Source organism: Pantoea sp. EEL5, from assembly GCF_049892805.1.
Lineage (GTDB): Bacteria > Pseudomonadota > Gammaproteobacteria > Enterobacterales > Enterobacteriaceae > Pantoea > Pantoea ananatis.
In genome coordinates, this window is sequence record NZ_JBNDNJ010000008.1 from 88,315 (window position 1) to 112,428 (window position 24,114).

Sequence of the window (24,114 nt, forward strand, 5' to 3'; positions counted from 1 at the left end):
GTACCGGCTCTGCTATTTTAGCGGAGCCGGCAGAAAGCTGATAGTGATTCGCACAATACGGGGTTATCTCAGGGCTGTGATAATCCCTCAGCCAATCTTCCAGAAAGGTCGGGAACAGATTTTTTTTACATTCCAGTAAGTTACTTTATTATTTTCGTAAACTTTAACAACTTCATCAGGGCTGTCTGATGCGTCTGGTCTGAAACTGTCGGGAACCTGAACGGCACGGCTGCCTGAAGATACATAATAAAATTTCCCGGCCTCCGGAATGACTGAAGAGTCAGTATTCTCAATAAACCCCCCGTCATTTCTGATCTGGGATACGGAATAAAAAACGCCGGGTTTTATTTTGGCCGTTATCACGCTCCCTTTTGCTTTGAAGAAATTGGAGTCGAGCTCGTAACGATCGGACATGTCGTAGCAGCTGTCTTTATTGTTATAGACATAAGATGCCAGATAGATTGTGCCCACGTTTCCCTGACTGTTAAGGACATACAGTGTCGCAGCGTCAATTCCCTCATAGTTTGTGTAATTAAGAGGGAGGACTTTTGCGCAACCATTCAGTCCCAGACAGAGCAGGCATAACAGTATCAGCCTTTTAGATTTCATATCGTCCTGCATTGGTTAATGTATGATTTTAGCCAGTGTTCAGTAAATATTTTGTAAGCAGCTAATATATCGGCATAAACTGGCACTTCTTCAGTCGCATCTGAATCTGCCCGGTTCCGGAAATATAGCGTGCAAGGCATTCTTTATAGTAATTCGCGCACGGAAGACTGTTATCGATTCAGATAGTCGGCCTGATTATCGGCAGGTACCTCCCTGACGCTGAGGGAGGCGCCTTCATACGCCTTCCTCGACCGCGGCGTTGAGCGCAAGGATATTGGTCTGGAAGGCAATGTTTTCAATCACCGACGTAATATCCCGTACCTTCAGCGCGCGCTCCTGAACGCTCTGCATTGTTTTGGTCATGTGATTCACCTGAGACTTGTCGGCGTCAACGTTCTTCGTTGTATTCCGGGTTGAGGCAGCCGCTCAGGCCCTGTTCGCCAGTGTCTCAGGAGAGGGCAGATAAGATAGATATGCTAAGATAGCCGGATTTACATGGGACACGAGTGATCGGGGATGATTTATGGATATATCAGTGTCACTGGAAGAGCTCGGCCATCGCATCTGCATTTTGGGCCCCTCCAACAGTGGTAAATCCACGCTGGCCAGCGCGATAGCAGCCAAAACATCTCTGCCTTTAATCCATCTGGACCAACTCCATCACCAGCCGGGTACAAAATGGATCCCCAGAAAACCAGAAGATTTTCATCGATTACATGCCGAAGCCGTGAATACGGAAAAATGGGTGATGGATGGCAATTACACGAAGTGCTTACAACAGCGACTTGCGCGTGCCACTGGGCTGATACTGCTGGATGTTTCGATGCCTCTGGCACTGCTGCGATATATAAAGCGGTGCTATTCGTCGATTCCCAGAATCGGTGGTCTTTATACCGGAAAGGACAGCGTAACCTGGGAAATGCTCAAATACATCACGCTGACTGCGCCGAAAAACCAGCTCCGTCACAGAGAGCTTTTCTGCCACAGCACTCTTCCAAAAGTGATGCTGAAGTCATCCCGTGATATCAGTGCCTGCTGTCAGCAATGGGGACTGGAATTACTCCGCTGAAAGTAATACACAGCAGTACGCTTCGTCTTTTGCAGGCCCAAAAAACGATGTAAGCACACGGTAGCAATAGTACACCATTTCTGTGCTTCACCGGCATCCTCCATAGAACGTCCACTTTGTGCCAAAAGCGGACGTTGCTTGCATCATGGAATGTTAGTTTACCGGGAGCAGGTCAGCGCCTCTATGCAGCTAACCCCGCATCTAATGATTTTCTGCATATCGCCATTTTCAAATTTGAAGTCTGATTTATGAAACTGCGTAGTAAGAGATTTGACTGAATGGCCGGATGGCGCGGGTGCAGAACAGCGCCCCAGGGGGAAGGTGTAACGCGCCGTCCGGCACGAGAGGAATTATGAAGGCCATCTGCAATAGAAACAACTTTAAAGAGGAACGCGTTGCAGGTTGCATAACGGATGTTATGAGCGTAGCTCATATGGGCAATTGGGGGGTAATGCCAAATATTTCAACAGGCGTTTAATTAGTCCACCGGGCCTTTAAGTGCAAAAGTATAGCTTTATCATGGTTTTAAATGAGATAAGCCATCCCTGAAGATGGCTTATCAAATGCAAATACAGACGCAGTTTTGTAAAAATGTTGCCGCATTAAATGGCACACAACCAAAGTATTTGAACCAATTATACAGCGTTTGTGCGGAATACGCTGACAGCATCCCTCAGGCTTGCGGCCCGGCTTGCAAGTTCATCAGCAGATGATGCAGACTCTTCAACCAGTACGGCATTCTGCTGCGTAACCTGATCCATCTGTGTCACCGCAATATTTATCTGAGATATGCCCGCACTTTGTTCTTCAGAAGAAGATGCAATCTCTCTGACTAATTGAGATGTTTGCTCAATAGCTTCCACGCTTTGCTTAACTTTTTCACCGGCATCCCGGGCCATCGAAATTCCCTGTTCGGCATGCTCAACTGACTGCTCAATCAGTCCTTTGATCTCCTTCGCCGCTCCAGCCGATCGCTGTGCCAGTGCCCTGACTTCAGATGCAACAACAGCAAAGCCCTTGCCGTGCTCACCTGCCCGGGCAGCTTCAACGGCTGCATTTAAAGCAAGAATATTCGTCTGAAACGCTATCCCGTCAATAACGGAGATGATTTCTTTAATCTGCCCCGCACTGTTGCTTATTTTTTCCATTGAATCCAGTACTGACTCCATCGCCTCACCGCCTCTTAAGGCCGCACTGGTAGCGGAGTTGGCCATTTCAGCAGCATGGCGCGTGTTATCTGCATTATTGCCGATAATTGACGATAACTGCTCCATACTGGCCGCAGTCTCAGCCAGAGAGGCTGCCTGTTGTTCAGTTCGCGCAGAAAGATCACCATTTCCGCGAGCAATTTCTTCAGATGAGGTAGCGATAGTGGCAGCGTTGCTTTTGATGTTTTCAACCGTAAGTGTAAGTCTTTGACTCATTTGCAGTAATGCCTTGAGCAGCCCGGCAGTTTCATTACGTCCTGTCACCGTAAATGTTGACGTAAGGTCACCACCTGCGACTTCAAGCGCCAGCTTTGATGCTACATTGACAGGTCTGGTAACGGAGCGAATGATAACCAGAGCGAAAATTACTGCCAACAGGACGATAAAAACAAGAACGGTCAGTAGTGCATATTGTGCATACCGGTGTTCCTTAATCTGCCCGTTCAGCATTTCATTCAGTTCATTACCTCCGGCAATGGCGTAGTCGCTGAATTTGTTAATAGCGTGCGTAAAGAGCGCTGCATAGTCCTTCGGGTTCTGATTCGTCATGCTCCGGTTAATGAAAATCGCTTCAGCGGTTTTGAGAGCACTTTTTGCCTCCTCAACGGCTGCATCTGCATTTGCGCTAAATTTTTGCTTAAGTGTGTTATCAGATAAAAATAGTTTTTCAGAATCCTGAGCAAATAAATTCAGGTTATACGAACCATTACTGATTAAAGACTCCATACGGACAGAGTCTGCTTCACTTATGGTTTCATTTCGGGCAAGAAGTGACGTGCCGAATGCACGTATTTTCCCAAGGCTTTCGGTCAGCTCAGGCAATGATGAAAAATTACTCGTAATTAAACGGTACGTGTTGATATCTGAATCAAGTGAAAGGCCGTAAAAATCCAGCACATCACGGTTCGCGTTCAAAAGGTTGCGGATGAGGAGGGCATGCGCATCAAGGCTGGCTGTCAGAGTCAGTTGTGAAGAATCGATTCTCTGCTGTAGCTGGCTCCACTGTGTGCGCACATCATTGATTTTGCTGATTATGGCAGCGCTGCCTTCTGTCTTGGCCATATCTTTGGTAATAACATCAGTGATGTTTTCAATTTCATCTCTGACCTGAACGCGGGACGGTGTTGCTGGATTTTTGGTTGCAATGGCAAGGGCGGTTTCTGCACGATGGCGCTGTATCAAATTGAGCAGGGCTAAAATCTTATTTTCTACGGGTACACCTGTTACCTCTCGTTGCTTATCCTGAATGTATTTATTACCTTCGGACACAAAAAGCATGGTAGGAACTGAGAACAGAACAAGGGAAAACAGGCCCAGAATGGCAAATTTGGCGGTAAGACTTATATTGTTTAGAATCTTATTCATTTATAATTCCTGGTGAATTAGTTCGTTATAGTGACAATTGCAAAAGATACATTTGCAAAGCACCTTAACCTTTTTATCGGTTATTCCTTCATTAACTTTATACCGCATTGTTGATTTACTGCTTTACGGAATAAACTTTTAGTAACGTTAAATAAAGCACTTAAGCTAAATAATCATTTTTTCTCGGGATGAAGTTCTGTTCGCAGCGGCATTAGCCATTGCTGGATTTTCATCTGAGAATTTTTACTGAGATTTGAATGAGTCGGCTGAACTAAATGCGGTTCGCGCACATGTATTATTAATATGTCGCCGAAGGACGTTGTCTCGGGGGTGTAAGGTGAAGCAAAACTATCTGACCTGGCAGGCGCTTTGATCGCTGCGAGTGACCTGCTCCCCGTTGATTCACTCATAACGCTATTAGCAATGTCCGCTTCTCGCTCATAGCGGACCTTCAGCTCAGTCAGCCTGTCATCACATTAATGACAGGCTGTGTAATACGAGAGGTAATATTATTACTTCACAAGGGTGACCGGGCCGTGATTGTCACAATGATCCCCGTGAGGGTGGTGAAGATGACCATCAACCAGATAATCGATATGGTCGCCATGAGGCACAGCTTCATGTCCGCAGTTCGGTCCATGTACATGGACCGGCTCATGGCCGCTGCAATGGTGGTCTGGCGTACACAAATCCGGGTTAGTGGCATTCACGGGTAACACGTGCTCATCGACATGGTCACCATGTGGATGGTGGAGATGCCCGTCATGCAGATAATCGACGTGATCGCCATGATGAATTGCTGTGTGACCGCATCCTGCACCGTGTTGATGCTCATGATGTGCATGATGTTTTTCATTGCAGGTAGACATAAATTACTCCCGGACGGTTAATGATCTTCGTTGATGTGTTCACATGCATTGCGAATAATATCAGCGACATGATTGTCTGCGAGACTGTAAATCATCATTCTGCCCTGACGCCGGCGCATCACCAGACGGTGATAGAGCAATTCTTTTAGCCGCGCAGAAACATTTACCATCTTCTCGCCAGACAGCTCGGTGAGTTCAGTAACACTTTTTTCCCCGTTTTCCAGCAACATCAGCAACTGAAGACGACCTTCATCAGCTAATGCACGAAAAAACTGTGATACATCCTCTAAGTCACTATGCACATCAAACACCCTGTTATTCTATGGATTGTAAGAATAACAGAATAACAGAAAGGTTCAAGTAGTAGGTCTCACGGGACAAGATGTCAGAAACGCAAATCTCACTGAACTGCAGGTAGGTGATATTCAGAACGGCTGCAATCATTGTCAGGCCGGTGGAAAATGTATCGGAGGAAAGCACTACATTACTGCCGGGTATTTTCAGCGAGGCGTTGATGCGGCAGGCTGTACAAAAGGCTGCAGGGAAGTAAAAAAAGAACCGGCAGCCCGGCAGAGCTGCCGGTGAAATTTGACTATTACTGGTTTTTCTTTTGGTTGAGTTCGCGTTACTTAGTCAGTTATCGTCTCGACTTTCCCTGACTTTGGCCTTTTTTAGCTTTTATCCCAACCCGGACCTGTTCCGGGCTTCCTGCACCGCCATGCAAAGATATACCAGAAATAACATTCACCTGCGGCAGAGGCCTTTTTGTGATGCGAAAGGGTGACGAAATTTAACTTCAGGCTGGATCTGAGATTTTTCTGAGGGTATGATTTTCGGACGATCGTGTGGCGCGATCGTAACGATCCTTTTCGGCGGGCTGTGGCGGTCTGCAGGAGAGGAGAGCATAAACCTCCGTGACCGAACATGCGCGGCCGCGGGGGCCACCGACTATCCGGATGGGACGTATCCGTAAAACGTCCAGGGTCAGAATCCGGCGCGCCCGGATTCTGAATGCAAAAACCCCCCGGTACTGCTCAACTTTGGCGGGCTGACAGTATCGGGGGGTTAAAAGCAGGCGCTGGCCTGTGAAGGATTATAACGCATGCATTTCATAAGACAACCTCTGTCCGCCATAAGTCCGGGACAGGGTGAATGACCAGATTTTAACCGGGCTAAACTGCCCGACTCCGGATGAAGCCAGACGTTACAGCAGTAACCATTCTGCTGCCGGCATTTGTCTCCCGACCGGGTGTGGTATTGTTCCTGCTACGTTGCTGAAGGCTGTTTTCCGGCTGAACCGGCCGGCAATACCTCTTCACATCAGAACTGTGTTGTTAGCCCGAGACACCGGCAGTAATGACGGTGGGTTTCCCTGCGTCTTTTTTCCGGCAGCTCTGTTTTCACGTCAGGCGGTCTGTAAAGTCCTGCGGCATACCTGTGGCCAGAGAACAGAGCGGTCTCAGTCTGCCAGGGAGGCGCTGTCATGAAACAGCGCACCCCGACCCTTCACTGGAGTCAGCTCAGCACCGAAGAACAGATACGTTTCTGGCAGGGCGTCGACGCCGGTGAAACGTCCTCTTTTCTCGTCCCCGCCGTACCCCGTAAGACCCGTCGCGTAAGGGGCGAACACGCCACGCGGGCGAAATGCGAAAACCCTCAGTGGTTCCGGCCGGCGCGCTATAAGCCGGTAGGTGGCCAGATCGGCTACCTCTACAACCGGCTGGTGAAAACCGATCCGGAAACCGGCCTCAGCGAGCTGCGCATGCGAATGTCGCTGCACCCTTACTACCTGATGAACCGCCAGACGGCGGGGCGTAAAAACCATTTCAAACCGGAAAAAGCCCGGCTGCTGGATACCACCTGGCCGGTTCTGATCAGTTTCTGCGACAAGGGCAAACATTCTGTCGGCATGTGCACGTCGCGGCTGGCTCACGAGGTCAGTCCGAAAGACGAACACGGCAACGTCATTCCGGAGACGGCCGTTACGGTGAGCCGTATGTCCCGCCTGATTAGCGAACAGGTCCGGTATGGCGTACTCGCGGTGTCGGAAGAAAAAATGTGGGACCGCGCGTCCGGGCAGTGGCTGCCGAAGTACGTCTGGATAACCGATGCCGGCTTCCGGATGCTGGGCGCGGACATGGCCAGACTGGCGAAAGAGCAGGAAAAAGCGCTGCGCAGGAGCGAGGAACGCCGGCAGATGATAGCGGAAGGGCTGATGAGGGAGGATGAAGACATCTCGCCACAGGCCGCCCGACGTCGCTGGTACGACCGTAAAAGGATCGAATCGCTGAAATACCGTCGTCAGCAGGGGGCGATGCGTAAGCGGGCCAACCGGCTGAGCAGCCATCCACGCGACGTTCAGGTGTTTGAGATGATGAAACACCTGCGTAAAACGCTGCCCGCAGGCGAGCTGCTGTACTGTACGGATGAGCGTCTTGAGAAGCTGGCCATCCGGCAGCTCTTCCAGATGCAGCTGTTTGAGACACACGACACCCACGTCTGACGCGTAACACCTGACATCCAGGCCATGCCCCTTAACCGGGGCTTTTGCCGTGGTTTCTTTTCAGGATCCGGCCACGTCTTCTCCATTATTCCCGTTTCATGCCGGCCACGACGTCGTTCATGCGCCGGTAGCGCGCGCAAAACCCCGTCGCCGTCCTTTTATTCACAGAAATCCGCAATGGGATAACCTCAGAAAGCAGCAAACGGATATCAGATAATCTGCAAAACATTCGTAAACACTGTTTTAAGGTCTTCCGATAAACCCGGAATGATCTCTGTCACCCGCGACACTGTGGATAAGTGGAAAAGGCCTTCGCTTGCAGCGGCCGCAGGCGTCCGCGCCGCTCAGAATCTAAAGTAGCTCCCGCTGATGCGGGCCCCAAAGCCAACCACTTTAGTTACAGCATACATTAATTCACTGTAAACAGCACCGGCGCAGTCCTGCACACTAAGTGCCCCTCCGGGCAGGGACCGGCGCCGGACCTGATAACCCATCGCCCCCACTGACCAGCCGCCCCCGCCCGGCCCTTCGGGCCGGAACAGGAGTGGCTGATTAATGGGTGTTGTAACTAATAGCATTTGTGTCGCTGTAAGTAGAGCTGCTTCAGGGTACAGTGAACACCCCCCTAAGCGTCAGCAGCAAGCTGCCGACGCCAAGGCCCCGGAAATCACGCCCTTCACGTCGCAAGCGCCGTGAAGCCCGCTCACCGGGGTTAAAAGGGGTTACCTGAATTTCTTCATTGCTGAAAGCCCGCAAAGCTGTTCAGGGAAAGGTGGGGAATGGCACGATTTATACGTCCATAACCGGCTACGCCGGGCGTACGGCGCCGTTAAGCTTCTCAGCCATCTTTTACGTCATCTGGCGCCTTCATGCCGCTGAAGCGGCATTCTGAATACGGCTCTCACTGCAGGAGTTGATTCAAGTATAAACGTCCGCTTTGTCCTGTAAGTTCAATTGGTCGATGCAACGCTATCCTTAATCGAGCGGGGAGTTGCCATGAAAAGAGAACGCGGATTAACTACACGCCAGAACAGAAAGCGATCATCTGAGACAGGTATAAGCAAGGTTATTCCTGCATGATATTGCCAGAATGTTAGACAGATATCATTCTTCTGCTATGCCCACTATCCACCAGACTGGTGGATATCGTCCCTCTGCCCGAAAGCGGCATCCGTTGGCTCTTTCACTTGATGAAAAAGAGGAAATATCCAGAGCGCTGGTAGCAAAAATCAGCATCAGAGCGATCGCAAACAAACTATCAAGAGCACCCTCAACGATTAGCTGCGAGATCAAGAGGCACGGTGATGCAAAACAATACCGTGTATCAAAAGCTAATACTTTTTTCCTAAGTGGACAAAGCCATCACCGTCTGCATGACAGTGGTGAATAAAAAGCCCTGCTGATAATCCGGCAGGGCTTTTGTCTACTGAAAACGATAGCTGTTCAGGGCGTGCCGCCCACAGGGCAAAGCCGGGCCCGACACTTTTACGTCCGTTTGTTTACGCCAGTCAGCTTCCCTGAGGAAAACTGAGCGGTGCCGGGTGCCTCCCGGTGAGTCAGGAAAAGCCACAACCTGACCCGCTTATTGGCCAAGGCTTTCACCCCTTTTGTGGCTCAGCCCCGCCGCTTAGGGGGATTCACCGCTTGGTTAAAATAACATACCTCACGCGAAATTTTGGCATTACTCATCTTAAAAATGGTACTGATGAGTGGTACCTAAAAAAGTATTTTCCTAACGGTGGTAACCGTGACAGCCAGTGTTCAGTGCCGGCCAACAGCCGATACTGAAAGTCATTGTGGATTTGTCAGGGAGGAGAGTCTGCCGAATAACCCGTTACGCCTTACGTTCATTTTAGTTCCGTTTAGTATCTGGTCTGGTAAGGAGAATGCTGCTAAGTTAAGTAATACTGGATTATTTCTGGCTGAACAGGGTGACATATACCCGTGAAGATTCTTACCATTCAGTATGTGCGCGGACTGGCGGCTTTGCTTGTAGTCATTGCCCATAACTCTGCCTTTCTGGGTGATTACTGGGAGAACCACATTCCCGGCGCCTTGGGCGTCGATGTTTTTTTCATCGTCAGTGGTTTCATTATGACGTTCATCACCCGCCAGGCACCGGAGGAAGCCAGTACATTTTTAATTAAGCGTTTTTTCCGCATATGGCCTCCCCTCTTTCTGGTCTGGCTCGCCTCACTTGTCTTTGTTTATCCTGAACGGACCATCGGCCAGATGTCATGTGTCCTCTATTTCTGTCTTCAGGATTACAGCAGTCAGGGGCCGACGTTTGGTTTCAGTCCGCTGGGGCCACCCTGGACGCTGTCCTATGAAGTCATGTTCTACGCCGTTTTTGCACTTTCCATGCGTCTCAGTTATCGCTACCGCAGCTGTCTCTGTGCGCTGATTTTTATGACTGCCATGGTGGGATTTCAGCTCTTTTATAACGGCAGTTTCAGCTTTTCCTCTCAGGTATCGCCTGAAATGGTTGTCTCGCACTGGTGGCAGGGCTGGATTAAAATTGCCAGTAACACGGTTGTTTTTGAGTTCATTGCGGGTATGTTTCTGGCAGAACTGATGGTGAATGACAAAATCAGTGGATCTCGCTTCATTCGTGCAGTGGCGTGGGTCGCTCTCGCTTTAGCCATAGCCTTTGCCGCCATTACCGGGCCGCAGGTTTTCGGCATGAGCGGCGGCTTCTGGCCGGCACTAATAATTATGGCTTCGGTCATTATGCTGAGCTGCCATAAAAAAACCGCAAACATTCGCACGCTGTCATTTCTGGGTGATATTTCTTACTCACTTTACCTGGTTCATTACCCGGTGATGCTTTTTATCAAAAATGCTATACCGCCATCGGCGATTAAAAATGGAAACACCGCAGTTTTTTTACTCTCAGTTGCAGTAAGCACCGGGCTGGCGGCGGTTATGTTCAGACTGGTTGAAATACCCTCTGTGCATTTAGGAAAAAAAATCACCAGGATCATCTTGCTAAAAAGAGCCCCCCAAGGCGGCCAGTCTTAAAGGCAAAGGAATTTGTGCCGGCCTCATCAATCGGCCCAGACTGTAACTGTAAACAAAATTATTGGGCGAAAGCGGGGATGTAACAAATCCAGCACGGTAGCTGACTGCGCTTTCGGTTAGCCGCTGGGGCAGGGGCCATGCCACCTGCCCCAGCAGGTGCATCTCGTCCTGCCTGAATAAAGCGTGTACTACCTATCTAATATGGTCACCCGCTTCAGGGAAAGCATGCTGGTATGGCCTCTGCCGGAAGAGATAGCGGAATCACAATTCGAGTACCGGGCGAGCCAGCGACATCCATAAACGGAAGCCGGAGGCATGGCTGCGTTACATCATCCTTCATATCAAGGACTGGCCGGTGAACCTGGTCCGAGATTTGCTGCCGAGGGAGGTGGATTTCAAGTCCCTCAGAGCATCAACAGGGGCGGGATGTTACACGTAAAGGAAACTCTGCCAAAGCGTTATGTGCTTCGTAAGGAAGCAAGGCATCCTCACCGGGAGTGATGGTTCGGGAAAACATGATGCAGGCCGTTAATGGCGGACTTACTCACCCCGCAAAAGCGCGATTACAGCGTAAATAATACGAACACTGTCTTAAAAGTTACTGCGCAGAGAAATTCTTTTTTTCCTTTTTAGCCAATTAAATAATCGATATTGATCGGTACAATCTATCTTATGGCTTGTTTTCACTGGCTGGTGTCAACAATTTCCCACATCCTGCCTGAGATTTTTTTTATGAATGACCCTGTTTCGCGTTTTCACCTGTCCCGGTCTCCTTTCATCTCCGGGTTTATACTGACAGCCGCCGCAATCCTTTTGATGCACAGTGTCCGGGCATTTGCCGACGCTACGGACGGTTATGAATACGAATATGAGAGAACGGACGTGCCCGTATCGGGCATTAAGAAGGGACAAAAGCTGGGAACCATGTATCTTAAACAGCAGACTCTGACAGTGTGGAGAACTGTTGACAGCAAACGGCCCTTAGATGCTAGGCTTTCAGCTTATTATTTAATGCCTGGGGGCGGGGTAGGTCCCGGATGTAATTTTAGCGGATATGATGACAGTTTTGGTATGCTCAGAAACACCGGAACCACTACGGAAACGGTCTGCAATTACGGTAGAAGCCTTTACACTCTATATACAGGCCTGAAGGGGTATCCAACTCATAAGCTCAAATACATAAATGGCCAATGGTTCTATGCTTTTAAAGTCGCGGTTCCGCGGATAAAAATAACTGATGTGGTTATTAATGACCCTGTCCTGGCGTTGACCCACGCCGGACAGACCGTTTCGCTTTCGCTGTCTTCCATACCTAGGCTTTCTGTATATCTAGAAGATTATTCCACTACTGCCACTTATGCGCGCTCTCCGCTGTCGATTATCGTTGGTGGAACACCTCCGGCAGTGTTCTTTCCACAGCAGAATACATCCCACGCCGTGCTGCCAGTAAAAGTCACGCCTTCGGGTGATGTGGCCACGGGCCGCGCCAGCCTTGACATGTGCCTGTATGACGGGGCCGGGCTGTCTGATTCGCGTTACATGCTGGTGTTTTCTGACGAAAACAGCAATAGCATCGGGCGGGATTTTTCCATGCGAAGGGAAAATGGCGCAGGAGAAATCAGCTACAGCGTCAGCGTGACTGACCCGTCCGGCACGCCACAGACGGTCGCCAACCGCGAACCTTTTTACTGGAACAACATGCAGAATGGCGGTGCGGCTCTGGGGCGGCTGAGATACGTTCAGTTACCGAACGGCTACCAGGGTACCGTTCCCTGCGTGCCCTCAGCAGTCAGCGTGCAAATCCGGCCTGTCCGGTACAGCAGCCTGAAGGCGGGCCATTACAGAGGCAAAATTAATATTCTGTTTACACCGTCAACGTGACTGAATTCTGCCATGCAACAATTATCCAGCCTTAAGGTGCGCCTGATTCAATGCTGATGTAAGGGTCAACAGGACCTGTAGCGACGTTCACTGACCATACGCTTCATTCCCTGACCGACTGCGCGTGGCAGCCTGTGGTCTGCCGCTATGACGGTAGCCATTTGGCCGGCACATAGCTGGATGATGAAGTCTGCCTGGCCAATTACGCTCAAGATGAAGAAAACCACTTAAGCGCGGTAAAAGGGAGAGGTGACAACGTGCGCCTCTGCTTGCGCTGGCAGGACGTTCTCATGATCGCCAATGAAGACCGCAACGGCAGTCAAAGTGAATATCGCTGGCGGAGATTAAAGGCTTGACTTTTCATGTGCATTTGGGATGGTCGCTTTAAAAAAAGTGGGAATAAGTAATATGTTAAACAAACTGGCTGGATACTTGACCAGACACCGCTTGACTCTGGTCAAAAGGGTGAACCAGGAGCTTAACAATGGTTTTCCATGAGATCGATCATGGCTCCTGAATGCGCATCTACGTGCCGGATGTAGCGCATCACCGTCTCGGCCTTTTTCCAGGTACCTTCCTGCATGATCTGTGCGGTACTGTATTTTTTTGTGGCCATGTCGATGGCAGCACCCACTCGGGTACTGTGTCCTGACCATCCCCGGTATCGGTTTTTATTAGGATTGGCATCCAAGCCGGGACCAGCCGCATGCCAGGCGCGTGCAAAAATATCTTCCAGTGCCCGTGTTGACAGCGGCCTGTCAGTATTTATCTTCACACGATTAGTACGGTAAACAGGTGAGAAAATAAAGGCATCAGGCTCGTTAATCAGGCCCGACGCGCTCAGCCATTCGCTCAGGCGCTGTGACGAAAGAGCACCCAGTCCTTTGATTAGGCCTCCGGTCATCACAATTGTTTTCGTCCAGCCTACATCCAGCACAACCCTGCCATCTGCTGCGCGCGAAATGTCACGAACACGAAGCCTCCCTAACTCGCTCACGCGTAACAGCGTTGCGTAAGCCACGTGTAAAAAAGTAAGGTCGCGGATCTGCTGAAGACGGGCGGAACCGGACCACACCGAATCCAGAGCCAGAAGATCAGACAGACGAAACGGTATAGCCTGGCCTGTGCGTTCTCCACTAACCACAGCGGTCCGGTTAATTTTCTTCATTACGCGAAAGACTAAAGGTGTGGTTCCGGGGGCAGCCAGCCCTGCGTTACGGTGTAACATACCAATTAAAGCCAGGTGTGCACTGATTGTCGAAGATGCACGACCGTTTGCCTGCAGCCACAACAGGTAATCGCGCAGACAGCCTGGCGCCATAGGCAGAAAGGTGCGGCCGTGTTCATTCGCCCAGCCCGCGCAGATCCGCATCACGCTGAGCAGCTGACGCCAGGTATTGTCGGAAAACGCCTTACGGTCCTGAACAAATGCCTGGAGCTGCGCCACCACGTCAGCCTGGACGGGCAGGTGACCGTCAGATACGGGTAAATGTGGTCTGAAATCGTCCATTTTTCTCCTTTCGGGAGACAACGCTACGTGAATTCTGTCAGGGAAGCAGGGGAGAAACCCTGCAGATTTCACGTAGCGACGCCTGATAATTTATACACGCGGGCCTGAAAATTTGATGCACGGTATGATGTCTAATCCGGATCCCATGATACACGGATCCTCAAGTGGATCCTAACTTCATATAATGCCTATTATATGAAGTTAGGGCATTTAGGATCTTTAGGGACGGGTAAAGAAGCAGAGGAGGGCATAAATTCATAGAATGCCCATTAAATAATGTTAGTGGAGTAATGCTCACTCTTAAAAAATGGAGTGCCAAAAAAGAGAATAAGGTTTAGAGAAAACCTGTTTATGTCCACTTAGGCGCTCAACCAGTTATTTCCTTATTTTGATAGTAGTTAACTAGAAATTGTTATAAGTAGAAATTAACTTCAACCTGTCGATACACTGAATGCGATGTTTATCGTGCCTCTGTATTTCCCAGCTCTTAATATTTTATACTGAACAGGCTCTACCTTCAGGCTCATCGTTGCCAGAAAGCATGGAACTGTGCCTTGTTGGCCGCGTGGTGTAATATTGATGATCCGACTTCCTGCTGCCCCCCCCCTAACCATATCGTTCCAAAGAATAGGCTTATTATTTTCCAACTCTTGTTGTACACCGGCAGGGGAGGTGATACTGGCTTTGTATTTTATCTTACTTTGACCATTTCTGAGTATGAAATCGGAAGATGCATCAACTGAATTACTATCGATAAAAGTCAGTTGATAAACAGGTTTTGAAAGACCAGCACCATCGTATACACACAAATCAAAATCAACACTTCCTGCCGCCAATCCTGATGAAGAAGGCGCTACAGGCAATTTAACCTGTGTAGTTGAGCTGTTTGTTTGCGGGAAATAAACCACAGGGACACTATCTGGGATCGGTATTTGTAGAGGAGTGGATAAGGATAATTGATGTGTATTCATAGCTAGATAAGCAGTTTTTGGTATATATTTTATTTTTAAGTCAGGTAAAGAATCTATAGTAAAGTGATTCCCTGCTACGGACATTGCTTTGTCGGAATTCAGAACATTAACATCGAAAATCGCCAACCTTGAAATTTCTCCAGTAAAACTGTATCCAGAGTCTGTACTAGATTCATAATCAAGGGAAGTGGACCCAAGAATAGAATCGAGAGTGAAGTTGCATCCTCTTGGAGTGCCATAATTATAAGCATTTACCATCAACGCACCATCAGCCAAGCTTGGGCAACCCGGGGGTAGCATTAAATAAACCTGAATTCGTGTTCCATTCTTGGGTGCGCTAGGAAATGCAGCCTTTTCGAAAGTTGCATGAATACGCTGTGCGTTCAGATAAATAACTCCAAGTGTTGTATCATTTCTGAACTGAGAGCGTGGGATGTTTTTACTTTGATACTGTATATTTAGAGCAGCATTGCATTCATTGCAAATAAAGAAAAAGAAGGAAAATATTAAGGTAAGCATTATATTTACCTTATTTAACTTCATGGTTTTTTTGTGCATTTCCCCTACCTTTTTTTCAGAGATCGTTTTTTATTTTCCACATGAAAAATAAAAAAAGTTAAAATTTTATTTAAACTTTTCCAACCTACAATATCGGAAAATCACGATAAAGACTTACAAGTAGCAAAGTTTCCTTCATTGATTTTTTCAATCTCATTTTCAAGCCACTACTTAACTCACTAGTTTTTACCTGATGCTTTACTGGTTTTTTAAATTTCGAATCACTATATTTCATTCCAATCATCAAACCTTAAACTAAATCATTTTTGTTAATGTAAATTTCATTTGCTTTTGGGTAAGTATTTTAATGGAAAACCATTACTAAAACTTGTATATTTCCCACTACAGATTAAATCATATGGTTAATTAAGACTGCCTTTTCATTAATGCAATAAAAGGTTTCAGTTTGAGGGATCTCTGTACTGATGAATCAAGGTCATAGCAATCGCCTCAGTTTCTGCGTCAGGTTTCCCGTCAAATTTTGATGGCCTGAAGTGCATTTGAAATGCGCTGATAGTTTTTTGAGTAGCTTCATCCAGCTCTCCACTCTGTGGTATTCGATCATAACCGTATTGACTGAGCAGTTTTTGCATTTTGCTCACATCCACTGATTGGTTCTTTTCACGGCCATGCAGATAGTATTTTACCTTTTCCGGGTCGGGCCATGCTCCAACACCTAATGCAGCCAATTTTTTCCATGGGAATAATATTCCAGGATCTTCTTTTCTAAGAGGTGCGATATCACTGTGTCCCAAGACGTTATCTGGAGTAATGCCATAGTGAAGAATGATATCATTAGCTAAAGCAGCTATTGTTTTAATTTGATGTTGGCTGTATGGATACCAGATTTTTTTACCAAAAAAGTTTTTCTTAAATCCTAGATTAACGATCTCAATGCCTACAGAAGAGTCATTTAAATTAGTCCGCCCGTTCCAGTTGCTCGTGCCGGCATGCCAGGCTCGCTTATCTTCACTTACAAGTTTGTAAACGATGGTTTTTTTTGTGCTGGTATCTACATGATCAGAAATAAGATAATGCGCACTTACATTTTCACCTGTAAGTAGTTTAAGAGAGGTAGCATTATCAACAGCAGTATAATGAAAAATCAGAAATCGAATCCTCTGATTTTGAGCTAAAGACACATGTGATTTATCGATAGCATAAGATTGACGCTTGCGATAATCTGAGTTTTTATTACTGCATCCTGTAATAATGGTTAAGCAGATAAAATTGATTATAAAAATTTTGGCACTTAATTTTGTTGACATGTAACATCCTTTATTTAATTACTTAAATTGCTGTTAACTTGCTGGCTGCTTTGCATAATACTGAGTTCTTCATTGTCATTTCTATACGTCTGCCTGTTTTCTAAAAACCACATGATGAATTCATTATCGTTATCAACACCAACTTTACGCATTACCTTTCTCTTAAAGTAACTGACAGACTTCTCGGGTATGTTTGTCCACTCAGCGATTTGCTTCATAGTCATTCCTGTCATAAAGAACCACGTGACCATAATTTCCTTTTCTGTAAATTTTTTATTGTGTTCTGTATAACGCATGATTTTTCCTTAGTAATTAGTTGCCTGAATTAATTATTCATCACATATTTAACATTTATGCAAATAGAGAAAACCTTCTTTAATTTTATTTTAATTTATAACACAAAGTTAATTAATAGTTTTGTTTTACATCAACACAAATTAGAAAAATAGTTTTTCTAATTTTGCAATTGCAAGTCATGTGGTTTTCTATAAAATCTATATTAATTTTACGGCGGAATTTTGAAGTATATTGCGGGTAATTCTCTGTTATGAATTTGGAGCTATAATGACCAGCGTTAAAAGCAGATCGGACGTTTGGCTAATGCGGAGCCCTAAGGTCAAGTCTGATTTCCAATCTCTTAGCGGCCAGGATTTTAAGTCCTATATAGTTGAAGTTTTGGATAGATATAATTTCATAGAGTGCGCTCATGTTATTGATTTCATATTAATATTTTGCAGCTTCGGCATTGAGGTTAATGAGTTGGAATATATAGAAAAAAAGGTACACCAATGTCTGAAAAACCATGATAATGGAAGTGATTTTTTCAGCGATTTGAGAAGTTTGCATTTGGTTTTAAAACTGGGAAAATAGCTTTCAAGGTACGTTAACGTCAAAGTTAAATCTTTCGTGCTTCTTATACAAAGTTTATTAAAATTCCAGAAGAGGATTTTTTATGAAAAAAATTTTATTGATTTTATTTTTCGTTGGTTTTTCATTATCTGCTTCCGCACAACAAAATGGTTTCAACGCCCCAGTCAAAAGGGGATTCTCTCAAGGCGGGTTTAGTGGATCTGCTCCGGGTTTATCATCCGTGGCAGATGCCAGAACGTATCGTGATGACGCTTGGGTCGTCCTGGAAGGCAATATTATCAGACAGGTAGGGCATGAACTCTACGAATTTCGTGATAGCAGTGGCTCAGTATATGTTGATATTGATGACAAGCGATGGATGGGACAAACAGTTTCACCTGAATCAAAAGTGCGCATTGAAGGCGAAGTGGAAAAAGACTGGAACAGTCTAGAAATTGATGTCAAAAATCTTCAACTAGTAAATTAAGCCTTTCAGCTAACTTCGATGACAATGCTAAAAATACTGGTTGTGCCGCTGTTCAATGATAGCGGCTTTCAGTTCTGTTTTAGATTGCTGCGTATGGCAACAAATTAACTTATTGTGGATTCTGAAGTGAACCTGAATTATCCGACTTGTCGCGTCTTCTACGGTGACCAACTGCGTGCATGTCGATCCGTGTTCCTCAAACCAATGATTGCAGACATCAATATGTATCAGCCCTACAGGGAGGTCGGAACCGGTTAGTGAGCTCGAAAAAACTGTACAGGTTTCCAGATAAATCTCACAACTCTGGGTGCATTCGAACAGCACCCAGAGTAGAACCCTGACTTAGGGATGTAAAACAGTTATTGATTTCTTTCACAGACAAAAAGAGGGGTAGTTCCTGCATAAAACAGCCAGGCATTTTTACCGTAAGGCCTTATTTTCAGTATCAGAGTTTCACCTTTATTTGTAAAAAACTCGGGAAACCATCGTTTCTCCTCACTGGGGCTCATAGTCATCTGAGGAGAGTCCATAATCATTTGAGATTTAAAATTATAAACATCCTTATTCCGATGATATGAGAAGGACAGGGATTTATCCAGGTAGCTTTTGGTATTATCACTGTGATAACTGATGCCCGATACTGACAGAAACCCTTTTCCATTATGCAAACTTTGTGAGATAAACAGGTCAAGCCGTTCTTTGCCCCATAAATAGGAGACATGGGCTTTACAGGCAACAGCAGTGCTCTCCTCCCGACCAGAAGTGAATAAAAGAGAAAATAAAAAACACATTGCTATTAACGCAGCGACTGCGAAAATTTTATTCATCATTGAAGTTCTTTATGTAATAAAATGAATTGCAGTTAGCCTTCACGCTGGAGTCAAGCGGGTGCTGACACATGAAATAAGAAAGTCTGTCTGATTTTTTATAGACCGTAAGATAAACAAAAGGTGATGTCTTACAGTCAATTCCCAGCTGCTCAGCCCTTTTTATAACCTCTTGCGTGCTCATCAGAGCATCTGTTCGACTGAATAGAGTACAGCCTTTATAATGCGTACTGTAAGTAAACAAGGCATCTTCGACATTCTGTCCGCTCCTGATGTCTGAGAAATTAAAAAGCAAAGCTGTCAGAGCAATCAGCGAGGTCAGTGCCAAAAATTTCTTTGACCAGAAAAAAGCCGAAAAAGTCTGTGGTGTGACACGACAGGAGCGCAAAAGTTGTCTGCTCTCAGCTTCAGTTTTTGGTTCATCCTGCGATATCTGAACCCCTTCAGCAGCGATATCTGGTTCAGGGTTGTTCGTTGCCAATTCAGGGACACCTTTATCGTCCTGCGTCACAGTGCTCAATGGAAGAGATAGAGAGATCACTTCTTTCTCAACTGTTGTCTTTGGTGAGAGAAGGAACCCCTTACGTGGCATCGTTCGGATGATATCCTCCTTAAGACCGGCTTTTAAAAAAGCACGCCTCAGGGCTGAGATATTCTGGTAAAGCGTCGTTGACGCCGGTTCCGTACCAAACCGACGCCATACATAGTCATAAAACTGCTGATGCGTGACCAACTGCCCTGCATTCTCTATGAGAAGCTCAAGGCACAGTGAAGCGGATGCGCTGATAACAGCCGGGCTTCCCCTGCCGGTTATCCTTTTTTTATCCGGCTCAAAAACAAAAAAACCGTTAAGAGTGATTTTCCTGCTCAAGGTATGCTCCACAAGTGAAATAAGCCATTACTAATCCCACATTAATTATAAGCTTAATTTGAGTAAAATATTTTTGTAAGCTTAACATGCTAAAGCTGAAGGTTTCTCAGATAAATTTTAGACATCAGACACACATGTTAATTTTATCCTAGTATATACCTTTAATTTAAACCTCACAAAATCAAACATAACTCATTGATTTTAATAGATATAAATTTAAATAGAAAAAATAAAGATATTTAAACAAATTCAGAGAAATTCAAAGGTGCGCTTACGTATTTTTCAGAATAACATGCGCCACCTGGATTCATGGCCCGTATGAAATTAGCGTCATCTTTATTTGTTCTGATGCAGCATTCGCTGAATCAAGATGAATTACTACGGCCTCATGTTTTTTTATCGACTGAAATAACAACGAGGATTACAGAAATGAAAAGCATCACACTTATTACTAGTGCACTTCTTGCAGCGGCTATCTGCGGAAGCGCCTCTGCCGCGGACGGCACAATCAATTTCACTGGATCAATCACTGACACCGCCTGCAAAGTGGATACCGCAGCGGCAAACCAGACCGTGAGCATGGGCGATGTTTCCGCGTCATCATTCGGATCAGTCGGCGCTACTGCTTCAGCCACGCGCTTTACCATTAACTTAACGGGCTGTCCGGCTAGCGCCACTTCGGCTCGTATCCGGTTTGATGGACCATTAGCTAGCGGTAACAGCAACCTGCTTGCGCTGAGTTCCGGTCAGACTGCAACGAATGTGGCCGTAGGAATATATGAGCAGGACAGTAATACGCAAATCCCCATTGGTACTGCGTCGGCACCTGTAACGCTTTCCTCTACCGCAACGAATGCGCTCAACTTCATAGCCAAGTACGTATCAACGGGTGCATCGGTGGGTGCGGGAACTGCTAATGCTTCGGCGACCTTTAGCGTTGCTTATAACTGATTAAGTGAGCCGTTCGCGGCTCCTTAGCTTACGGAGAAAATGTATGCTGCGTTTATTGCTGACACTGTGCCTGATGACAGCGCCTCTTGCAAGTCAGGCAGGTATTGAAATAGGCGGAACCCGACTGATCTACAACGGGGGCGCTCGTCAGGCATCGCTCACTGTGAATAACCCCGATGACAGGCCCTACCTGATTCAGGCATGGGTCGACAAAGATCCTACGTCTGCTGACGGAGATAAAGCGTTCATTGCAACACCTCCTCTTTTCCGACTGGAGCCCCACTCTCAGAACTCAGTAAGAGTGGTATACACGGGCCGGCCGCTGCCCGCAGATCGGGAGTCAATGTTATGGCTTAGTATCAAATCCGTGCCCAGCACATCAAAAGAAGATAAGAACCGGCTGTTCATAACGGTTAAAAGCGTTATCAAGCTTTTTTACCGGCCAACAGGCCTGAGCGGCGATCCGGCAACAGCTTATGAAAAGCTGGTTTTCACACGGCGGGGCAGTCAGGTGTATGTCTCAAACCCGACGCCTTACCATATCTCGCTCTATGACCTCAAAGTGGGTAGTGCTCAGGTTAAAACACCACCTACGCTTAAACCCATGTCAGAACAGGCCGTTACCGTCCCTGCAGGGACAGCTGGGGCGGTTTCCTGGCGGGCCATAAATGATTTTGGCGGCATCACTGACGTCAGAAAGGCGAATATTTGAGCCGGTAATATTCAGAATGTTATTCATGACCTTCTCCACACGACAGCGTCGTTGCCTGGCCGTGACATGCCTTGTTCTGACGTCGCTGTCAGTTCGTCTGGCGAACGCGGAAGATTATTTTGACCCTGATGCCATCGAGAAGCACGACGGGCAGACTGATAATATCGACCTGTCATTCCTTGAGCGTCCGGGCGGGCAGGTGCCGGGTCAATACAGAACAGAGATATATCTGAACGGTAATGACGTAGCCAACAGGATCCTGAATTTCAGACTGGGTAAAAAAGGTCTTGTGCCGGATATCCGCCGGGAAGATCTTGTGGCGTGGGGCGTTCGTCCAGGAGCGACGTCTGAGTTTTCTCGCGCCGACAACGGCAGGCTCAGTAGACCCATCAATGATTATCTGCCTGACAGCAGATTCAGATATGACTTTGCCAGACGTCGCCTCGACATCAGTATCCCGCAGGAGTATGTGCAACAGTCGGCACAGGGAACCGTTTCTCCTGAAGAGTGGGATGAGGGGTTGCCTGCCGCGTTTCTGAACTATGCCTATACCGGTGCCAGTACCCGCAGCGACTTGCGCGGCGGAAGTGCGCAGAGCAATTACCTGAATCTGCGGAGCGGGGTGAATCTGGGCGCCTGGCACCTGCGTAACACCTCCACCTGGTCAGATGCTGACAGCATGCGGCATTGGAACAGTATCAGTACGTATGTGCAGCGTGACGTAAAAAAGCTCAGGGCACTATTTCTTGCTGGCGACAGCAATACACCGGCGGACGTATTTGACAGTTTTGCATTCCGTGGAGTGCAGATGATGTCAGATGATAACATGCTGCCTGAAAGCCAAAGGGGTTTTGCTCCAGTGGTGCGTGGTATTGCACAGAGCAATGCACGGGTTACAGTCCGGCAGGACGGTAACGTTATTTATCAGACATATGTGCCGCCCGGTCCTTTTGCGATAAGCGACCTGTATCCGACATCATCAAGCGGCGAACTGAGCGTGTCTGTCCGCGAGGCAGATGGTACCGTGCGCCAGTTCAGGCAGGCTTTCTCAGCCGTACCCATTATGCAGCGCGAAGGCCGCTTTAAATACTCCATTACGGCCGGTAAATATCGCGTGGCAGCATCGACGCAGGAAGGCCGGCGTGAGCCGGCATTTATCCTGGCTACGGGAATATATGGCCTGCCGCATGCCACCACGCTCTATGGCGGAACAGTTGTGTCCGGAAATTATACGGCAGGAAGCCTTGGTGTGGGTAAAGGATTGGGAAGCATAGGGTCGCTTTCAGTGGACGCTACCTGGGCGCAGTCGAAGATTGATGAGGTTTACCGGCGCGGGACCTCATTTCGCTTCCAGTATGCCAAAGACTTTACGGACAGCGGCACCACATTCACGCTGGCTGGATATCGGTATTCCACGCCCGGCTATCTGGATTTCAGCGAAGCGAACGGCTATTACGATGCCCTGCCGCAGGAATCTCGAGTTGGCGATTTGAGCGACTCCCAACAGGCCCTTGCACAGCGCAACTACGATCTCTGGCGCAGCCAGCATAACAGGCGCAGCCGTGCACAGCTTAACATCAATCAGACGCTGGGGGACTATGGCAGTCTTTACGTGTCTGCCTATCAGCAGCAGTACTGGGGGCTCAATGGACGGGAAAATAACTTCAACGTCGGGTACAGCGTCAGCGTCGGGGCTGTTAACTATTCGCTCAACTATACATTGTCAGCGTCACCTTACTACAGCCAGAAAGATAGGGTGATATCGCTGGGCGTACAGATCCCGTTTGATCGTCTTCTCCCGACAAGCTGGTTTAACCTGTCAGCCAGCCAGGTCAGTCATGGCGCGTCCATGACGTCCGCAGGTATCTCAGGCACCGCACTAGACGAGCATAACCTGAGCTATAACATTTTGCAGGGGGCCGGCAGCGGGGTAAATGGCGTTTCAGGCAGCGCCACGGTGGATTATAAGGCCTCTTTTGGTGAGTATCAGGCGGGGTATAATTACAGTCACCAGACGCAGCAGTTTAACTACGGTGCCGCAGGCGGCGTCATTGTTCATCCATATGGCCTGACGCTGTCGCAGCCGCTGGGCGATACGATGGCGCTGGTCAGGGCAAAAAAGGCCGGAGGCGTTAAAGTGGATAACAACACTGGCGTTTATACTGACGGCCGGGGATATGCCGTTGTGCCTTACCTCTCGCCCTACCGCCGCAATACCGTCAAGCTGAACACCGGCACGCTGGGAGAAAACACGGACATCACTACCGACACCCGGACGGTTGTACCCGTACAAGGTGCGCTGGTTCTGGCTGATTTTCCTACCCGTCATGGACAAAAAGTGATGCTGACTCTGAGCTCGAAGGTTGCTGTTCCTTTTGGCGCCTCAGCAACCCTTACCCAGGGTAGTGAGGCCATCTCGGGCATCGTGGACGATCAGCGGCAGGTTTATCTGAGTGGGGTGCCGCAGAGAGGCATCGTCACTGTCCGCTGGCAGGGTGGCCAGTGTAAAGCTCCTTATGATACGGGAACAGACGAGCCTTCTTTACATTTCATCACGGTGCAATGCCGATAGAGGACGCAGAATT

Annotated in this window: 18 protein-coding genes and 2 pseudogenes; 9 read left to right on the forward strand and 11 right to left on the reverse strand. The window is 47.6% G+C overall.

The annotated features are described in order from the left end of the window. Positions 1-87 precede the first annotated feature (87 nt). Both ACPXSQ_RS21350 and ACPXSQ_RS21355 read right to left on the reverse strand, forming a co-directional pair. Positions 88-609, reverse strand: coding sequence for a hypothetical protein (locus ACPXSQ_RS21350; protein WP_041456257.1), 522 nt, complete (start codon positions 607-609; stop codon positions 88-90). 234 nt (positions 610-843) lie between these two features. Continuing rightward, a pseudogene (locus ACPXSQ_RS21355) lies at positions 844-1,011 on the reverse strand (methyl-accepting chemotaxis protein); the annotation flags it as partial. Positions 1,012-1,132: 121 nt separating this feature from the next. On the opposite strand from ACPXSQ_RS21355, the gene ACPXSQ_RS21360 reads away from it, so the two are divergent. Further along, positions 1,133-1,678: an ATPase AAA gene (locus tag ACPXSQ_RS21360; RefSeq protein ID WP_014333119.1), complete on the forward strand. Its 546-nt coding sequence runs from the start codon at positions 1,133-1,135 to the stop codon at positions 1,676-1,678. A 635-nt stretch (positions 1,679-2,313) separates the two neighbouring features. Here the strand turns inward: ACPXSQ_RS21360 and ACPXSQ_RS21365 are convergent. From ACPXSQ_RS21365 to ACPXSQ_RS21375, 3 genes are all read right to left on the reverse strand, one after another. After that, positions 2,314-4,251, reverse strand: a complete 1,938-nt coding sequence (locus ACPXSQ_RS21365; RefSeq protein ID WP_014606782.1) for a methyl-accepting chemotaxis protein — start codon at positions 4,249-4,251, stop codon at positions 2,314-2,316. Between the two features lie 512 nt (positions 4,252-4,763). Beyond that, complete coding sequence (locus tag ACPXSQ_RS21370) at positions 4,764-5,120, reverse strand: hypothetical protein (RefSeq protein ID WP_210523966.1); 357 nt, start codon at positions 5,118-5,120, stop codon at positions 4,764-4,766. A 17-nt stretch (positions 5,121-5,137) separates the two neighbouring features. Continuing rightward, positions 5,138-5,431, reverse strand: a complete 294-nt coding sequence (locus ACPXSQ_RS21375; RefSeq protein WP_210487905.1) for an ArsR/SmtB family transcription factor — start codon at positions 5,429-5,431, stop codon at positions 5,138-5,140. A gap of 1,172 nt (positions 5,432-6,603) precedes the next feature. Here ACPXSQ_RS21375 and repA point away from each other — a divergent pair. The 4 genes and pseudogenes from repA to ACPXSQ_RS21395 all read left to right on the forward strand — a co-directional run bounded on the left by repA (position 6,604) and on the right by ACPXSQ_RS21395 (position 12,525). Then, on the forward strand, positions 6,604-7,623 hold the full coding sequence (gene repA / locus ACPXSQ_RS21380) for a plasmid replication initiator RepA (protein WP_426144365.1): 1,020 nt from the start codon (positions 6,604-6,606) through the stop codon (positions 7,621-7,623). Between the two features lie 971 nt (positions 7,624-8,594). Further along, positions 8,595-8,959 (forward strand): annotated as a pseudogene (locus ACPXSQ_RS21385) (helix-turn-helix domain-containing protein); the annotation flags it as partial. Positions 8,960-9,591: 632 nt separating this feature from the next. Then, the gene (locus ACPXSQ_RS21390) at positions 9,592-10,644 is read left to right on the forward strand and encodes an acyltransferase family protein (RefSeq protein WP_426144367.1); all 1,053 of its coding nucleotides are present in this window, start codon (positions 9,592-9,594) and stop codon (positions 10,642-10,644) included. Between the two features lie 651 nt (positions 10,645-11,295). Continuing rightward, a complete protein-coding gene (locus ACPXSQ_RS21395; protein ID WP_426144368.1) occupies positions 11,296-12,525 on the forward strand; it encodes a CfaE/CblD family pilus tip adhesin in 1,230 nt (409 codons plus the stop codon). Between the two features lie 478 nt (positions 12,526-13,003). On the opposite strand, the gene ACPXSQ_RS21400 is transcribed toward ACPXSQ_RS21395, so the two are convergent. The 4 genes from ACPXSQ_RS21400 to ACPXSQ_RS21415 form a co-directional block, all read right to left on the reverse strand. Next, a complete protein-coding gene (locus tag ACPXSQ_RS21400; protein WP_426144370.1) occupies positions 13,004-14,035 on the reverse strand; it encodes a tyrosine-type recombinase/integrase in 1,032 nt (343 codons plus the stop codon). Between the two features lie 431 nt (positions 14,036-14,466). After that, on the reverse strand, positions 14,467-15,564 hold the full coding sequence (locus ACPXSQ_RS21405) for a CfaE/CblD family pilus tip adhesin (protein WP_426144372.1): 1,098 nt from the start codon (positions 15,562-15,564) through the stop codon (positions 14,467-14,469). A gap of 401 nt (positions 15,565-15,965) precedes the next feature. Next, positions 15,966-16,832, reverse strand: a complete 867-nt coding sequence (locus ACPXSQ_RS21410) for an N-acetylmuramoyl-L-alanine amidase (protein ID WP_426144373.1) — start codon at positions 16,830-16,832, stop codon at positions 15,966-15,968. 14 nt (positions 16,833-16,846) lie between these two features. Continuing rightward, positions 16,847-17,128, reverse strand: a complete 282-nt coding sequence (locus ACPXSQ_RS21415; RefSeq protein WP_058709233.1) for a helix-turn-helix transcriptional regulator — start codon at positions 17,126-17,128, stop codon at positions 16,847-16,849. A 656-nt stretch (positions 17,129-17,784) separates the two neighbouring features. Here ACPXSQ_RS21415 and ACPXSQ_RS21420 point away from each other — a divergent pair. Continuing rightward, on the forward strand, positions 17,785-18,168 hold the full coding sequence (locus ACPXSQ_RS21420; protein WP_058709059.1) for a YgiW/YdeI family stress tolerance OB fold protein: 384 nt from the start codon (positions 17,785-17,787) through the stop codon (positions 18,166-18,168). A gap of 359 nt (positions 18,169-18,527) precedes the next feature. Here ACPXSQ_RS21420 and ACPXSQ_RS21425 read toward each other — a convergent pair whose 3' ends face one another. Together ACPXSQ_RS21425 and ACPXSQ_RS21430 are read right to left on the reverse strand one after the other, a co-directional pair. After that, positions 18,528-18,998 (reverse strand): hypothetical protein, encoded by a 471-nt coding sequence (locus tag ACPXSQ_RS21425; protein ID WP_081049518.1) that lies wholly within the window; start codon positions 18,996-18,998, stop codon positions 18,528-18,530. Continuing rightward, positions 18,988-19,866 carry a winged helix-turn-helix domain-containing protein gene (locus ACPXSQ_RS21430; protein ID WP_072209193.1) on the reverse strand — a complete coding sequence of 293 codons (879 nt, stop codon included), beginning with the start codon at positions 19,864-19,866 and terminating at the stop codon, positions 18,988-18,990. The genes ACPXSQ_RS21425 and ACPXSQ_RS21430 overlap by 11 nt, the downstream gene beginning before the upstream one ends. 429 nt (positions 19,867-20,295) lie before the next feature. Here ACPXSQ_RS21430 and ACPXSQ_RS21435 point away from each other — a divergent pair, with 429 nt between their 5' ends. The 3 genes from ACPXSQ_RS21435 to ACPXSQ_RS21445 are packed head-to-tail and all read left to right on the forward strand — an operon-like array spanning position 20,296 to position 24,101. After that, positions 20,296-20,817, forward strand: a complete 522-nt coding sequence (locus ACPXSQ_RS21435; RefSeq protein WP_058709056.1) for a fimbrial protein — start codon at positions 20,296-20,298, stop codon at positions 20,815-20,817. A gap of 43 nt (positions 20,818-20,860) precedes the next feature. Continuing rightward, entirely contained in the window at positions 20,861-21,529 is a 669-nt protein-coding gene (locus tag ACPXSQ_RS21440) for a fimbrial biogenesis chaperone (RefSeq protein ID WP_058709055.1), read from the forward strand. 25 nt (positions 21,530-21,554) lie between these two features. Next, a complete protein-coding gene (locus ACPXSQ_RS21445) occupies positions 21,555-24,101 on the forward strand; it encodes a fimbria/pilus outer membrane usher protein (RefSeq protein WP_426144374.1) in 2,547 nt (848 codons plus the stop codon). Positions 24,102-24,114: the final 13 nt, after the last annotated feature.

Excerpts from the sequence above, each read along its gene's own strand:
- ACPXSQ_RS21350 (WP_041456257.1), bottom strand. The coding sequence starts at position 609 with ATGAAATCTAAAAGGCTGATACTGTTATGCCTGCTCTGTCTGGGACTG.
- ACPXSQ_RS21360 (WP_014333119.1), top strand. The coding sequence starts at position 1,133 with ATGGATATATCAGTGTCACTGGAAGAGCTCGGCCATCGCATCTGCATT.
- ACPXSQ_RS21365 (WP_014606782.1), bottom strand. The coding sequence starts at position 4,251 with ATGAATAAGATTCTAAACAATATAAGTCTTACCGCCAAATTTGCCATT.
- ACPXSQ_RS21370 (WP_210523966.1), bottom strand. The coding sequence starts at position 5,120 with ATGTCTACCTGCAATGAAAAACATCATGCACATCATGAGCATCAACAC.
- repA (WP_426144365.1), top strand. The coding sequence starts at position 6,604 with ATGAAACAGCGCACCCCGACCCTTCACTGGAGTCAGCTCAGCACCGAA.
- ACPXSQ_RS21400 (WP_426144370.1), bottom strand. The coding sequence starts at position 14,035 with ATGGACGATTTCAGACCACATTTACCCGTATCTGACGGTCACCTGCCC.
- ACPXSQ_RS21405 (WP_426144372.1), bottom strand. The coding sequence starts at position 15,564 with ATGCACAAAAAAACCATGAAGTTAAATAAGGTAAATATAATGCTTACC.
- ACPXSQ_RS21410 (WP_426144373.1), bottom strand. The coding sequence starts at position 16,832 with ATGTCAACAAAATTAAGTGCCAAAATTTTTATAATCAATTTTATCTGC.
- ACPXSQ_RS21415 (WP_058709233.1), bottom strand. The coding sequence starts at position 17,128 with ATGCGTTATACAGAACACAATAAAAAATTTACAGAAAAGGAAATTATG.
- ACPXSQ_RS21420 (WP_058709059.1), top strand. The coding sequence starts at position 17,785 with ATGAAAAAAATTTTATTGATTTTATTTTTCGTTGGTTTTTCATTATCT.
- ACPXSQ_RS21425 (WP_081049518.1), bottom strand. The coding sequence starts at position 18,998 with ATGATGAATAAAATTTTCGCAGTCGCTGCGTTAATAGCAATGTGTTTT.
- ACPXSQ_RS21435 (WP_058709056.1), top strand. The coding sequence starts at position 20,296 with ATGAAAAGCATCACACTTATTACTAGTGCACTTCTTGCAGCGGCTATC.
- ACPXSQ_RS21440 (WP_058709055.1), top strand. The coding sequence starts at position 20,861 with ATGCTGCGTTTATTGCTGACACTGTGCCTGATGACAGCGCCTCTTGCA.
- ACPXSQ_RS21445 (WP_426144374.1), top strand. The coding sequence starts at position 21,555 with ATGACCTTCTCCACACGACAGCGTCGTTGCCTGGCCGTGACATGCCTT.